Genomic DNA, 14,753 nt, shown 5'->3' with positions numbered 1-14,753 from the left:
TACACCCGGGCGGGACAGAATACAAGTTTCGGGCAATCGCTGTGAATATTTTAACAGATGTGTTGACATAACACACGGTGGAAAAACCTGTGGAATGTGTGTAAAACTCGCGGAAATACAATGAATATTTCCTGTGGGAAATACGTTTCATGCCGTTATGCGATATTCAGAGGACTGAATATATCGCTCATAACCCTTTTTTCAGCAGCCGGATGTCTCGGCCGCAGAAATTCAAGACGTGATAGTCCCCCTCGATCCGCGAGGCAATTTGCTGGGAATACTTGCTTCGCAGCTCATCGGCGGGGAGGTTTGAGCTGATAATCGTTTTTTTCCCGCGGTTGAGGCGCGTGTTGACGAGCTCATATAGGGCGCTGACGGTAAACGATGTCGTCATCTCCGTACCGAGATCATCTAAAATGAGCAGATCGCACCCGAGGTAGCGGCGGATTTCCTCGCGTGACGACGACAAATCCACGTTTTTTGAAAACTTCTCTTCCTCAAACGTTGAAAAAACGGCTGACGCCGTCTCATAGACAACCGAATAGCCCTTTTCGGAGACGACACGGGCAATACAGGCCGAGAGAAACGTCTTGCCAAGCCCTGTGCCGCCGGACAAATAGAGGTTTGCTGCCCTGGCATCGAATCGCGCGGCGTAATCGGCGCACGTTTCAAAAACGAGTGTCATCTGTTCACGCGGCGATATGCCCGACAGCGCGTCGGGCGCATTGTCGTACCAAGACAGGTCAAAGCGCTCAAACGTCTCCTCGCCGAGCTTATAGAGACTGCTTAAAGACGCCGCCTGCTCCTCTTTGTAAAACGCCGCCAGGCAGGAACAGATCTCCGTCCCAACATACCCTGTGTCTCGGCATGTTGCGCACCGGTATGCATCGTCCAGATAATCAGCCGGGAAGCCGGCATTGCGCAGGGCCCGGACGCGCTCCTCCTGCAGCGATAAATTGGCGTCCCGGATATCGGCGATGGCGGCACTTGGGTCTTTGCTGTTTTTCAGCGCCACGCCGATAACGTCGATGACCGAGGCCTTGAGTGCATTGTCGAGCGTACGGACACGGGGCACCGCCGCGTAGACCTCTTCTTGCCGTTTTGCCAGAACGGCCTCATGCTGGCGCGCCGCTTCTTCAAGGCGTGCCTTTGCGCGGGCAAGCAGCCTGCCGTCTAACGCCATGTCCTCAAGCCTCCCTCTGCTTCTGCAGGAATTTTTTCATGCGTTCAAAGTCCGTCCGGTCGGCCTCTGCCGTTTTGGGCGCTTTCTGCTGTGTGTTTTTGGCCGCGAACGGCGCTTTTTTATCCTTTGCCTCAATTTCATCAACGGTATGCAGATTTTTGCTGTGCCAGCTCATGATGATGGAATCCATATAGCTCCAGGCCAGGCGGCCCGTTTTGAGCAGCGTTTTATCGTAAGCCAGCTCAACAGCCTCCGGCGAAAAGCCAAGTGCCAGCCAGCTTTCAACGTATTTTCGTTCACCCGATGAGAGTTCCCTGTCCTTAATTTGAAGCACCTTTTTCATCTCGCGGATGCTTTTTTGCTCGGTCTCCAAACGCTTGAGATACGCCTCGGCCCGCTCCAGCGATAAAACGCCCTCTTTTTCCCATGTATAGGCGGCTTTCTCAATATATCGCATTGTCGGCACGCGCCCGAGTCCATAGCGTTTTTTGTTCTCATCAATGCAGTGGGTAACAAGGTGTAAAATCACTTCCGGCGGCAGGCCGAGGCTGTCGTAAATGCCGAAAAGCCGCAGCAGGTCGTCGGATGTGAGAATTTTGCCAAGGCTCTTTTGAATCTCCTGTACGAGCGCGTGAAAAACAGAACCGTTTTGCAGCTCGTTTTTGATGTCCTCCGCCGTATATTCCGGCGTCTCGTCCTTCTGGGGGGCCGGTGCGGCCTCGTCAAAGTGAATGAGCCCAAGCCGACCGAGGACGGCCATTGCCCCGGCGGCCGCACTTTCGCTTCGGCCGAGAATTTCTGACGCTTGCCGTGCCGTTACGGTTCCGCCGTTTCTCAGCAGATACAAGTATAAAAGCGCCGCGTCACCGTCGGCGGCGCGGATGAGTTTATCGGCTGCCTGCCCGCTCAGTGTGATTGCTTCGGAGCCTGACAAAACGAGTTTAACATCCAAAACGGCGCTTCTCCTTTCCTGTTTGACAACAATCGAACGATGGCCTAAAAACCCCGCTGTCCAGCGGCGCGGCTGTCATCGCTGCTGCGCTCTGATTATATCAGCAAATGTCTCGCCGGGCAATGCCGCCCGGCGATTAAATCATGATAATTATGTCAAAATTAATTCTATACGGCGACGGCGGACATTGAAAGCCCGTTATGTCGCCGAAACGATGCCGTCTTGGGGCGGTATGATGCCTGAGGAGGCCTTATGGAACTGTTATTACTGTGTATACAGGTCTTTTTTTGCAGGATCGTCGATGTTTCGCTTGGTACGGTGCGCACCATTTTGACGGTTAAGGGCAAAATCGTGGCGGCCTCCGCCATTGGTTTTGTCGAGATTTTTGTCTGGTATGTCATTGTTCAGGCCGCTATCAGCAAAGGCGGCAGCAGCCTTTTTGTCGCGCTATCGTATGCCGGCGGCTTTGCCGCCGGGACATGGGCCGGCGGCAGACTGGCAAACACTTTTCTCAGAGGCTTTCTCGATATCCAAATCGTCACCAGCTCGAAAAACGACCGTCTTGTCGAGGCCATCCAAAACGCTGGTTTCGGCGTCTCCGTTCTGAACGTCAACAGTTCGGCTTTCGGCAATGAGAAGTATCTGCTCGTTATCGAAATTCGGGGCAGCGACCTTAAAAAGCTGCAGCGTATTGTCTATCACGTCGACCCGTCCGCCTTCGTGATGGCCCGGGAGACAACGTTTATTCACAATGGGTTTTTTAAATAGCGCCGCGTTGAACCCTGTCAAGCCTTTGCCTTGTCTCAGGCTTATTATTGACATTACTAGCAGATATGTTATCTTTATAAAAAGAATGTCGGCTCGGCCGGCCGTCTTGTCGTCCGTTTTTTTTTGGCTTTCAGACAAGCCATTGACGATACTGGGCCATGGTGTATCACAACACTTTCCCTCAGTGAAAGGCAGATGAAACATGCTTGAAATACTTGCCCCCGCCGGTTCTTCCGAGGGGGTCATCGCCGCCGTACAAAACGGTGCCGACGCGGTCTATGTCGGCTTCGGCAATTTTAACGCCCGCAGAAATGCGAAGAATTTTACTGCGGAAGATTTTCGTAAAGCCGCCGAATACTGCCGCATCCGCGGCGTTAAAATATACGTCACGTTTAATACGCTTGCCTCTGACAGAGAGTTCCCAATGCTTGCCGAGCAGGCTAAATTTGCCTGCCGCCACGGCGCTGACGCGTTTATCATACAGGACCTTGGCGTTCTGCGCGCCCTGCGCCAAGCGACTCCGGAAATGCCGCTGCACGCGAGCACACAGATGAGCATTCATAATCTCGAAGGGGTCAAGCTCGCGGCAGCGATGGGTCTCTCCCGCGTTGTCCTCTCCCGGGAGCTGTCTCGGGCTGAAATCGCCTATATCTGCCGGAATGCGCCGATTGAAACAGAAGTCTTCGCGCACGGCGCTTTATGCATGTGCTACTCCGGCCAGTGCTATATGAGCGCCATGATCGGTCGCCGCAGCGGCAACAGAGGTCTTTGCGCGCAGCCGTGCCGCCTGAATTACAGCACCGGCGGCCACACCGCCGAATATGTTCTAAGCCTTAAAGACAACTGCCTGATTGAACACCTCGAGGAACTTGAACAAATCGGCGTGACAAGCCTGAAAATCGAAGGCCGCATGCGTCGGCCGGAATATGCGGCGATCGTTACCGGCATTTACTCACAGGCCGTTAAAGAAAGAAAACAACCCTCGGCTGATGATATGCGTGCCCTGGAGCAGGCTTTTTCCAGACAGGGCTTTACGGACGGCTATTATGTCGGGAAAAAGGGCGTTGATATGTTCGGCATCCGTGAAGAGGAGAAAAAAGGCGATCAGGTCATTTTTGCCACGGCGCGGAAAAATTATCTGCACGGCGAGTTCCAACGCATTCCCGTCCGCTTTGCGGGCGTTGTCCGGCTTGGCGAGCCTTCAAAATTTGCCGCTGTCGACGACAAGGGAAATCAGGCCATGACGCAGGGGCTTGCGCCGGAACCGGCGTTCCACAAGGAGCTGACGGCGACGGCCTTGCAGACACAGCTGCACAAAACGGGCGGCACGCCGTTTTACTGCGTTGGTGTTAAAAGCGCGGTCGACGGCGGCCTGTCACTGCCGGCTGCGGCCATCAATGAAATGCGGCGCGACCTGCTTGCCGAGCTCATGGAAAAGCGCAAACACTTTGAGCCCCGCCTGGAAGGGGAATTTATTCCGGGCCTCCGCCTGCTCAACCGGGAGGATAAGCCGGTTTTTACAATCTCCGTCATGAAATCCGCGCAACTGTCTAAGGAGCTGGCCGTTTTACAGCCGCGTGTTTTATATTTACCACTTGAAGAACTCCGCGACGATGATGACGCCCTCATTCCGTTTTTGGACGATCCGGATATCACTGTTGCCGTCCGGCTGCCGCGCGTTATCTTTGACAGCGAGAAAAAAGACGTTACAAGTCTGCTTGAAAAAGCAAGCCGTATGGGCATCACCGAAGCACTCATCGGCAACATCGGCCATATCCAGTTCGTCAAGAGTCTGGGCTTTGAGGCACGCGGTGATTTCGGCCTGAATATTTACAATTCCCAGACGCTCAAATCTATGAAAGACATCGGCCTGCTGTCGGCAACGCTTTCTTTTGAGCTCCGCCTTGAACAAATCCGCGATCTCTCAAAACCGCTCGACACGGAGCTGATTGTTTACGGCCGCCTGCCGCTTATGCTGACGGAAAATTGCATCGTCAAAAACAGCACCAATCTGTGCACCTGTGATAACCCGTCCGGCCTTAAAGACCGCCAGGGCGCGTTTTTCCCCATCGTCCCCGAATATAAGTGCCGCAATGTTGTTTTAAATTCCAAGAAGCTCTTTTTGGCCGATAAACTTAACGAGACAGCCAAGCTCGGTCTTTGGGCGGAGCGGCTCATGTTCACAACGGAAAACGCCGTTGAATGCGTGGCTGTTTTCCGCCGTTACCTGGGGCAGGGCGACTATGAACCCGGTACGTACACGCGCGGGCTGTATTTCAGGGGAGTGGAATAATGGGCCTTATTCTCGCCTCAGCCTCGCCGCGTCGGCGCGAGCTTCTTTGCATGCTCGGCCTGAAAGACTTTAAAGTCATCCCGGCCGACACACAGGAGGATACCGGCCCGCTCCCGCCGGAGCAAGCCGTTTGTCAGATAGCCCTCGCCAAGGCGGAGGACGTTGCATCCCGCGCGGGCAGAGACGATATTGTTTTGGCAGCCGACACACTTGTCTATCTGGACGGTGTCCCCCTCGGCAAGCCGCGTGATGCATCTGAAGCCGCAGATATGCTCAAACGCCTCTCCGGCAACCGCCACACGGTTTACACCGGCGTCGTGCTCCTTCAAAGCGGCCGTCGTGTGACATTTGCGGAGAAGACCGATGTTTTCTTCAGGGCACTGTCCGGCAGTGAAATCGCGTCCTATGTCGCGACAGGGGAGCCGCTGGACAAGGCGGGCGCTTACGGCGCGCAAGGCCGCGGCGCCGTCTTTATCGAGCGCATTGAGGGCGATTTTTTCACCGTCATGGGGCTGCCGCTCTGCCGCCTTGTGACGGCCTTGCGGGCGTTCGGCGTTGACCTTGCGGCTTTACCGGCCGACGGTACGAAAGCAGGTAATTAAATGAAACGGTTTTTGAGAATCAGAGTTTTAGGCGTCTTAATCGTCGCGGTCATCATCGCGACGTTGACGCTCATATCGGTCAATACAAATGGCAGTCCTGGTTTTCTCACGAACTCCCTGATGTCGCTATCAAAACCGCTGAAAAGCATCGCCTCGTCCGTCGCCAGGGAATATGAGAACCTATATGGTTATATAAACCAGTATGAGAAGGTCGTTGAAGAAAACGAGAGCCTTAAAGCAGAGCTGGCTAAGCTCCAGCAAGATTACAGAGAGTATACGGACGTGTCCAATGAAAACGAGCAGCTGCGCGCCCTTTTAGAGCTCAGCGCGCGTCATCCCGATTACAAGCAATACGACATGGCCTCTGTTATCTCGTGGAGCGTCTCAAACTGGTCGTCCTCCTTCACCATCAGTAAAGGCTCGTCGAACTCCCGCATCAAGGTTGGCGATTGTGTGATCACGGAAACGGGCGATCTTGTCGGCGTTGTCAGTGCTGTCAGCTCAAACTCCTCCACTGTTGTCACCGTTCTGGACACGACGTTTTCCGTCGGCGCGTATATTGAGCGCAATGACGAGCACGCCATCGCCACAGGCGACTTTACCCTGATGGGTCAGGACATGCTAAAGCTCGACTATCTGCCGGACTCCACGGATATCGTCACCGGCGATACCATCATCACCTCCGGCAAGGGGGGAATATTGCCGGCCGGGCTCGTTATCGGGACGGTGCAGGATGTAAGTACCTATGATACGGGCATCCGCCGTTACGCCACAATCAAGCCGGCTGCCGACCTAAGCAGCCTCACAAACGTCTATCTGATCACGAGTTTTGAAATAACAGGAAACGGGGAATAACATGTCCAAGATCCAGATTCCGGCTGTCCTGCTGGCACATATCCTCGTCATCGTGCTCGTTTACATGTTGCAATCTATGATTTTTGCGTACCTGCCGATTGCCGGTATTTTCCCTGTCATTCTGCCGCTTGTCGTTGTCGGCATCGCTATGTTTGAAGGCAGCGCCCGCGGCGCCGGCTACGGGCTGCTGGCCGGTATCCTCTGCGACATTTCATTCAATCAGCCGGTCGCGCTCATGACGGTCACGTTCACCATTATCGGCATCGGCGTCGGCATCCTGTCCGAAACGGTGCTGGCGCGCGGCTTTCCGACATTTTTGATCTGCTGCTTGGGCGCATTGCTCCTGACGGCGTTTGTCAACATGTTCTCTCTGCTTTTCTTCTCTCGCGTCGATTTTTCATCGCTGCTGCGCGTCGGTTTTTTGCAGACGCTCTATTCCATTTTTTTTGCGTTTCCGATTTACCCGATTATCCGGTCACTCAGCCGGCGTGTTCCGTCCGCCTGACGCTTCTGGCTTCAGGCTGTTAGAAAGGGCCTTCCATGCAGAAATACTACAAATCCTCGAGAATTGCCGTCGTTGCCGTTTTGATCCTTCTCGTTCTCGGCATTTATTTGGCAACACTGTATAAGCTCCAGCTCTTTGACAAGGGCGGGGCTGAAAACGCATATCTGGCGCGCAACACAACGAAACAGGCAACGATCCTAACGGCTGCCCGCGGTGATATTCTCGACAGGAACGGCATCGTTCTTGTCTCTTCCCGCGTTTCCTATAACGTCTCGCTCTCCCTCGATGCACTGCTTGACAGCGGTGATCCGAACAAAACAATTCTCGACCTCATTCACGCTGCTATTGCTAACAACATTACGTATACCGACACGTTCCCCGTGACGGCCGGGGCACCGTTTACATACGATTCCGAAATGACGAAAACGCAAAAAGATCGCCTGTCGGCCTTTATCAGTTATATCAAAGCCGACCCGAACATCTCCGCCTCCGACCTGATTATCAAGCTGAAAGAGCGCTACGGCATCGATTTTACAACGAATATTAACGACGCGCGCTTGGTTATCGGGGTGCGATATGAGCTTGAGATGCGCCGTGTCAAAAGCTTGAACCCATATGTCTTTGCCTACGACGTCAGTGTCGACTTCCTGTCGATGATTAAAGAACAGAAATACCCCGGCGTCAATATTGAAACGTCTTCAAAACGCGTCTATAACACGACGTATGCCGCGCATTTGCTCGGTTACATCGGCCTGATGGACAAGGAAGAATACGACAATAAATATAGTACCCTCGGATATTCCTACAGTGCCATGGTTGGAAAATCTGGTGCCGAATTTGCTTTTGAAAAATATCTGCATGGGACGGACGGTAAGCAGGTCACGACAACCAGCAATAACGGCACTGTTTTAAATGTCCAAACGACGAAAGAGCCCGTTCCCGGTAACAACGTCTTTTTATCTATTGACATCGGTCTGCAGGCCGTCTGTGAGGACGCGCTGGCCGCCAAAATCGACCTGATCAATGCCGACCGAACTGAGGAAGACCGCGTCACAGGCGGCGCCGTCGTCGTGACGGACGTCAAAACGGGCGAAGTTCTGGCCTGCGCATCGTATCCGTCGTACGATTTGTCAAAGCTCTCAGATAACATATCAGACCTGTTGAACAATAAAACGCAGCCGCTCTACAACAGGGCTACAATGGGCACGTATAACCCCGGCTCCACGTTTAAAATGGTGACGGCTCTTGCTGGCTTTAAGTCAGGTGCCATTACGCCGAACACCACCATTGACGATACGGGCGTTTACATGAGGTACGCCGACACCGGCTTTAAGCCGGTCTGCTGGATTTACACGCAGGAAGGGCATGGGCACGGGCCGGAAACGATCGTAACGGCCCTGCGTGACTCCTGCAACTATTTCTTCTACTGGCTCGGTGACACCATCGGTATCGACGCAATTTCGAGCACCGCCTCCGACTTCGGTCTGGGCGCGAAGACAGGCATCGAGCTGCCGGAGGCTGCCGGGACGCTGGCAACGCCGGAGACAAAAAAAGAGATTGTCGGGGACGATTGGTACGCGGCCGACAACATTATTACGGCTATCGGTCAGGATATCAACTATTTTACACCGGTGCAGCTGAGCAACTATGTCGCGACGATCGCAAACGGTGGCAAGCATTATAACCTGACGATCCTGCGCAGTATCCGCAGCGCCGATTTCTCCCAGGTCGTTTATCAGCCGCAGCAAAAACTGATCAACACGGTCAGCGGCAGCGAGTATATCGGATATCTGCAGCAGGGGATGAAGCTGGTGGCCTCAAGCGGTACGGCCAAATCTGTCTTTCAAAACTATGCGATCCCGGTTGCTGCCAAAACAGGTACCGTTCAATCAAGCGCGACGAAAAAGAATGCCAAGCTGAATAACGGCATTTTTGTCTGTTACGCCCCGGCCGACGACCCGCAGATTGCTATCGCCCTTGTTGTAGAAAAGGGGACGTCCGGCTCCACGATCATGGAAATCGCCAAAGACATCATGACACAGTATTTTAAGTCACAGCCCGGCATCACCACCGCCAAGGACAACACGGTTCTGCCGTGACGGCCGCTGTCCGGATTTCATAATTTTGTACAGAATGGAGACTTGTCAACGACGCCGTCGTTGTATATAATGATATAACTACTTTAACGGCTTGGATTGGAGAGACCTATGGGCAAAGTGATCGTCGTCGCCTCCGGCAAGGGCGGCACGGGCAAAACGACTTCTGTCGGTGCCATCTCCTCCTGCCTTGCTGCGCTTGGGTATAAAACGCTGTGCATGGACTGTGACGCCGGCTTGCGCAACCTCGATATCACCATCGGCATGTCGGATTACGCCGTGACGGATTTTGCCGATGTCCTCGATGGCGATACGACGCTCACGGAAGCGTGCAGCGAGCACCCGAACATTGAAAACCTGTTTTTTCTGTCGGCCCCGGCGTTTCGCGGCCCGGAGGATATCGACCCCGCCGCAATGTCCGCTCTGATGGGGCAGATTAAGGAGACGTTCGACTACTGCCTGATCGATTCTCCGGCAGGCGTCGGCCCCGGTTTCCGCCTTGCCGCACAGGCTGCCGACATGGCGCTGATTGTGGCTGTCTTCGATATGTCGAGCATGCGCGACGGGCAGCGCGTTGCCGAAGAACTGCGCGCGATGGGGATCAGTGAAATCCGCCTCGTTGTCAACCGCGTCAACCCGCGTAAGTTTCGCCAGCTTGACACGACGGTGGATGACGTCATCGACACGGTCGGCGCGCGTCTGATTGGCCTTGTGGAAGAGGATGAGGCCGTTTTCATGGCCTCCAACTCCGAGATGCCGCTTATTCTCTATACGCACAAAAAAGCAGCGCTCCAATATCTGAAAATTGCCCGGCGTCTTGCCGGTGAGCGCATCCCGCTCAGCAAAAAATGGTCCTGACACAATTCGGTTAACAAATCCGGAAAGAGGGCGGCTTTATTGAATATCGCTTTGATGGCTCACGACAGAAAAAAGGAACTGATGGTGCAATTTTGTATCGCCTATTGCGGCATTCTCGCCGGTCATTCCATCTGTGCCACGAATACGACCGGTCGGCTTGTCACAGAGGCTACCGGTCTGCCGATGACGCTTTATCTCTCCGGCAATCAAGGTGGCGACCAGCAGATCGGCGCGCGCATCGCCTATAACGAGCTGGACCTCGTCTTATTTTTCTGCGACCCGACACAGCCGGATATGTCAAGCAACGTCAATGACATTGCGCGGCTTTGCGACCAATATAACGTACCCTTTGCCTCAAACGTCGCGACGGCGGAGGTCCTGATCCAAGGCCTCAAGCGCGGCGACCTTGACTGGCGCGACATTGTTAACCCGAAGCATTAATCGTTTTCCGATCGTGCTGCAGGGCGGGGGCTTGCCCCCGCCCGCGTGTTTGTTTTTGAGTCGATATCAAGGAGAATCATCATGGAAAAAGTCACGCCCCGCACCCTGTCGGGCTTTATGGAGCTTTTGCCGGAACGCCAGGCGCTGTTCGATCTTATGGTTGCAAAGCTGCGCGACACGTTTTCGCTCTACGCTTTCACACCGCTTGATACACCGCTTGTTGAGGCGTCCGAAGTGCTTTTGGCCAAGGGCGGCGGCGAAACGGAAAAACAGATCTACCGCTTTACAAAGGGTGACAGCGATCTGTCACTCCGTTTTGACCTCACGGTGCCGCTGGCAAAATACGTTGCCCTGCACGCCGGTCAGCTGACATTTCCCTTCCGCCGGTATCAGATCGGCAAAGTCTTCCGCGGCGAGCGCGCCCAGCGCGGCCGCTTCCGCGAGTTTTATCAGGCTGATATCGACGTGGTGGGCGACGGCGCTCTAGACATCGTAAACGAGGCCGAAATCCCGAGTATTATCTACCGCTGTTTCCGTGCGCTCGGCCTCGAGAAGTTCGTCATCCGCGTCAACAACCGCAAGGTCCTTACCGGGCTTTTCGCCATTTTCGGGATCGGCGAAAAAGCCCACGCCGTCATGCAGGTTATCGACAAGCTTGAAAAAATCGGGGACGACAAGGTGCTCAGCTTGATGACGAATGAGCTTTCATTTGAGCCGAGTCAAGCCAGCCAACTTCTCGCCGTTATCACTTGTCGTGACAGCGCCGAGGACCCTTTGTTGAAGCTCTCGGCGTTTCGCGGCCAAAACGACACGTTTGACACCGGTCTTTCAGAGCTTGAAACGGTGCTCCGCCTCATGGCGGATTTCGGCGTCCCGGCGTCACATGTGCGACTGGACCTCACCATTGCGCGGGGTCTGGACTACTACACCGGCACGGTGTACGAGACGACGATGACAGATCATCCCGAAATCGGTTCGATTTGCTCCGGCGGCCGCTATGACGACCTTGCGGGGTATTATACGGAGAAAAAGCTACCAGGCGTCGGCATTTCGATCGGCTTGACGCGGCTGTTTTTTATTCTTGAAAACCAGGGCTATTTAAACGATGCGCTGCTATTTGCCCCATCGGACGTTCTGATCCTGCCGATGACCGGTGACATGGGGCCGTCCGTCACTCTGGCAACGGCGCTGCGCGAAAATGGGCTTCGCGTTCAGATATACAGTGAAAACAAAAAGTTTAAAGCAAAGCTCGCCTATGCCGACAAGCTTAAAATCCCCTTTGTCGTCTTCCTCGGCGAGGATGAGCTGAAAAATAACGTGATATCCGTCAAGGATATGACGACCGGCACGCAGACGTCTGCGCCTTTTGAGGACGTCCTCACGCGCATCAAAACCGCCGTCCCTTCGAGGCGTGACGGTCTGCCGATCAAAGAACCAAATCAAGAATAATGTCTGGAGTTTTCAACACATGGAATCATTAAACGGCTTTAAGCGCTCTGACTACTGCGGTCTCGTCAAATCATCCGATATCGGCAAAACGCTCTCCGTCTGCGGCTGGGTCCAGCGCCGCCGTGACTTGGGGCAGCTTTTATTTATCGACCTGCGCGACAGGACGGGCATCGTGCAGTTGGCCTTTGACGATGGGACAGCTCGGGATGTCTTTGAAAAAGCGCTGTCGGTCCGCTCTGAATATGTTCTTGCCGTGACGGGCGTTTTGCGCGAGCGGTCGTCAAAAAACAAAGACCTGCCGACGGGTGATGTTGAGCTTGCGGTGACGTCGCTCCGCATTCTAGCCGTTTCGGAAACGCCGCCTTTCGAAATAACGGAAAATTCCGATGTCAACGACACGCTGCGCCTGAAATACCGCTATCTCGACCTTCGCCGGCCCGATATGCAGCGCGCCATCTCGCTGCGCCACAAGGTCGTTAAAATCGCCCGCGACTATTTTGATGAAAACGGCTTTTATGAAATTGAAACGCCAATCCTTACGAAATCAACGCCGGAAGGCGCGCGCGACTATCTTGTGCCCAGCCGCGTCCATCCGGGGAAATTTTACGCCCTCCCGCAGTCCCCGCAGCAGTATAAACAGCTTTTGATGCTCTCGGGCTTTGACCGGTATTTCCAGATCGCGCGCTGCTTCCGGGATGAAGACCTTCGTGCCGACCGGCAGCCGGAGTTTACGCAGATTGACCTTGAAATGTCCTTTGTCGATACCGACGACGTCATTGCCGTCAACGAGGGCTTCTTGAAAAAAGTTTTCAAAGACGTACTCGGCGTCGAGATCAAAACGCCTCTGCTCCGCCTGCCGTATGATGAGGCGATGGCGCGCTTCGGCTCCGACAAGCCGGATCTCCGCTTCGGGCTGGAGCTTTGCGACATCAGCGACCTTGTAAAAACCTGCGGATTTAAGGTCTTTAAAGACCCGGTCGAGCAGGGCGGCAGCGTCCGGTGTATCGTTGTCCCCGGCGGGGCGGATGCTTTCCCGAGAAAACAGATTGACGCTCTTGTCGAATTTGTCAAAACTTATGGCGCTAAAGGGCTTGCCTGGACGCGTCTGGGGCAGGATGGCGCGAGCTCCTCCTTTGCCAAGTTCCTCACAGATGACGAAAATAATGCCATTATTGCGCGGGCGGGTGCCAAAACAGGCGACCTGATCCTCGTCGTCGCCGACTGCAGTGACAAAACGGTTTTTGCCGTGCTCGGCGCGCTGCGCTGTGAATGCGCCAAACGTCTCGGCCTCCTGAAGAAGGGCGACTATCGGCTGTTGTGGGTCACGGAGTTCCCCATGTTTGAGTATTCCGAGGAAGAGGGCCGCTTTGTGGCGATGCACCACCCCTTTACAGCCCCTCTTGATGCCGATATCGGCAAAATCGAATCGGATAAAAAGAGCTGCCGCGCTAAAGCGTATGACATTATATTAAATGGCACGGAGCTTGGCGGCGGGTCTATCCGGATTTCGACGCCGGACATGCAGGAGACGATGTTCCGCGCGCTCGGCTTGACGCACGAGGATACGCACGCGCGCTTTGGCCACCTTTTAGAAGCTTTTAAATACGGCGCGCCGCCGCACGGCGGTCTGGCCTTTGGGCTCGACAGGCTCGTCATGCTCCTCACCGGCGCCGAAAGCGTCCGTGATGTTATTGCGTTCCCAAAAGTCCAAAATGCGTCAGAGCTTATGACAAGCGCCCCCGACGTTGTTGACAAAAAGCAGCTCGACGAGTTGTTTCTGGCACACAAGCAGAATTCGGAAGATTAATTCGTTTTAACGGCAAAAACATACATGATCCGGGCGGGAATAAATTTCCCGCCTTTTTTCTGCTCTTTTTTCGCAATATCTAGTGTATTATAAGGCCAATTAATACTATATATGGAGCAGGTGTTGTGTTATGCCGCTTTTAAAAAGGCGCGGTCTGTTTGAAGCAAGTCGTATTGTCTACCTGCCGCTCAGCGAAATCCAACCAAACCCTGACCAGCCGCGCAAGAACTTTGAACCGGCTGCCCTCAGCGAGCTGGCCGGCAGCATTTCGCGATACGGCGTTCTTCAGCCTCTCACGGTGCGCCGCCGCTGTGCGGGATATGAGCTCGTTTCCGGTGAGCGCCGGCTTCGCGCGGCGAAACTGGCCGGACTTAAAAATGTCCCCTGCATCATTTTGGATGTCGACGCCCAGAAATCCTCCATTCTAGCGCTTGTTGAAAACCTGCAACGCAAAGACCTCGATTTCATTGAGGAGGCCGAAGGCCTTTATCATCTCGTCAACACTTACCAGCATACGCAGGAGGAAGTTGCCCGGCTTGTCGGCCTGTCTCAGTCGGCCGTATCCAACAAGCTGCGCCTCTTGAAGCTCTCCCCCGCCCTTTTAACCATGCTGCGCGAGTCAGGGTTGACAGAGCGCCACGCCAGGGCGCTTTTGCGCCTGGAGACGGAAGAAGCGCGCCTTGAGGTTATTAAAGAAATCTTGACGCGCAATCTCAATGTGGCGAACACTGAAGAATTTATTGACGGCTGCCTTCAGAAAAAGGAAGAACAGGAAAAACAACCTGTGAAACCGGTCTACGTCCTCAAGGATGTGCGCCTATTTTTAAATACGCTATCACGTGGCATGAACCTCATGCAGCAGTCGGGTATTGATGCCCAGTATGGTCGGGATGAGACGGACAACGAGATTGTCCTGACGATCAAGATTCCGAAAACGAAATAAC

General features: G+C 54.2%; 13 protein-coding genes. 11 read left to right on the top strand and 2 right to left on the bottom strand.

Annotated elements, in window-relative coordinates; genetic code table 11:
* Positions 1–187: 187 nt before the first annotated feature.
* Positions 188–1,183: an ATP-binding protein gene (locus IZU99_00500; GenBank protein UOO37780.1), complete on the bottom strand. Its 996-nt coding sequence runs from the start codon at positions 1,181–1,183 to the stop codon at positions 188–190.
* Positions 1,184–1,187: 4 nt separating this feature from the next.
* Positions 1,188–2,135: a DnaD domain protein gene (locus IZU99_00495; protein UOO37779.1), complete on the bottom strand. Its 948-nt coding sequence runs from the start codon at positions 2,133–2,135 to the stop codon at positions 1,188–1,190.
* 252 nt (positions 2,136–2,387) lie between these two features.
* On the opposite strand from IZU99_00495, the gene IZU99_00490 reads away from it, so the two are divergent.
* The 11 genes from IZU99_00490 (at position 2,388) to IZU99_00440 (ending at position 14,752) form a co-directional block, all read left to right on the top strand.
* Positions 2,388–2,903 carry a DUF2179 domain-containing protein gene (locus IZU99_00490; GenBank protein ID UOO37778.1) on the top strand — a complete coding sequence of 172 codons (516 nt, stop codon included), beginning with the start codon at positions 2,388–2,390 and terminating at the stop codon, positions 2,901–2,903.
* A 202-nt stretch (positions 2,904–3,105) separates the two neighbouring features.
* Complete coding sequence (locus IZU99_00485) at positions 3,106–5,196, top strand: U32 family peptidase (protein UOO37777.1); 2,091 nt, start codon at positions 3,106–3,108, stop codon at positions 5,194–5,196.
* On the top strand, positions 5,196–5,798 hold the full coding sequence (maf, locus tag IZU99_00480; GenBank protein UOO37776.1) for a septum formation protein Maf: 603 nt from the start codon (positions 5,196–5,198) through the stop codon (positions 5,796–5,798). The genes IZU99_00485 and maf overlap by 1 nt, the downstream gene beginning before the upstream one ends.
* Positions 5,799–6,653 carry a rod shape-determining protein MreC gene (gene mreC / locus IZU99_00475; GenBank protein UOO37775.1) on the top strand — a complete coding sequence of 285 codons (855 nt, stop codon included), beginning with the start codon at positions 5,799–5,801 and terminating at the stop codon, positions 6,651–6,653.
* A 1-nt stretch (position 6,654) separates the two neighbouring features.
* A complete protein-coding gene (locus tag IZU99_00470; protein ID UOO37774.1) occupies positions 6,655–7,158 on the top strand; it encodes a hypothetical protein in 504 nt (167 codons plus the stop codon).
* A gap of 35 nt (positions 7,159–7,193) precedes the next feature.
* Entirely contained in the window at positions 7,194–9,257 is a 2,064-nt protein-coding gene (locus IZU99_00465) for a penicillin-binding protein (GenBank protein ID UOO37773.1), read from the top strand.
* A gap of 108 nt (positions 9,258–9,365) precedes the next feature.
* Complete coding sequence (minD, locus tag IZU99_00460) at positions 9,366–10,112, top strand: septum site-determining protein MinD (GenBank protein ID UOO37772.1); 747 nt, start codon at positions 9,366–9,368, stop codon at positions 10,110–10,112.
* A gap of 39 nt (positions 10,113–10,151) precedes the next feature.
* Positions 10,152–10,553: a methylglyoxal synthase gene (locus IZU99_00455; GenBank protein UOO37771.1), complete on the top strand. Its 402-nt coding sequence runs from the start codon at positions 10,152–10,154 to the stop codon at positions 10,551–10,553.
* An 81-nt stretch (positions 10,554–10,634) separates the two neighbouring features.
* The gene (hisS, locus tag IZU99_00450) at positions 10,635–12,002 is read left to right on the top strand and encodes a histidine--tRNA ligase (protein UOO37770.1); all 1,368 of its coding nucleotides are present in this window, start codon (positions 10,635–10,637) and stop codon (positions 12,000–12,002) included.
* Positions 12,003–12,021: 19 nt separating this feature from the next.
* The gene (gene aspS / locus IZU99_00445) at positions 12,022–13,809 is read left to right on the top strand and encodes an aspartate--tRNA ligase (GenBank protein ID UOO37769.1); all 1,788 of its coding nucleotides are present in this window, start codon (positions 12,022–12,024) and stop codon (positions 13,807–13,809) included.
* 130 nt (positions 13,810–13,939) lie between these two features.
* A complete protein-coding gene (locus tag IZU99_00440) occupies positions 13,940–14,752 on the top strand; it encodes a ParB/RepB/Spo0J family partition protein (protein UOO37768.1) in 813 nt (270 codons plus the stop codon).
* Position 14,753: the final 1 nt, after the last annotated feature.

This window comes from Oscillospiraceae bacterium CM (genome assembly GCA_022870705.1).
In the GTDB taxonomy this organism is placed as follows: Bacteria; Bacillota; Clostridia; order Oscillospirales; family Oscillospiraceae; genus Sporobacter.
This window is presented reverse-complemented; position numbering and strand designations above follow the sequence as displayed.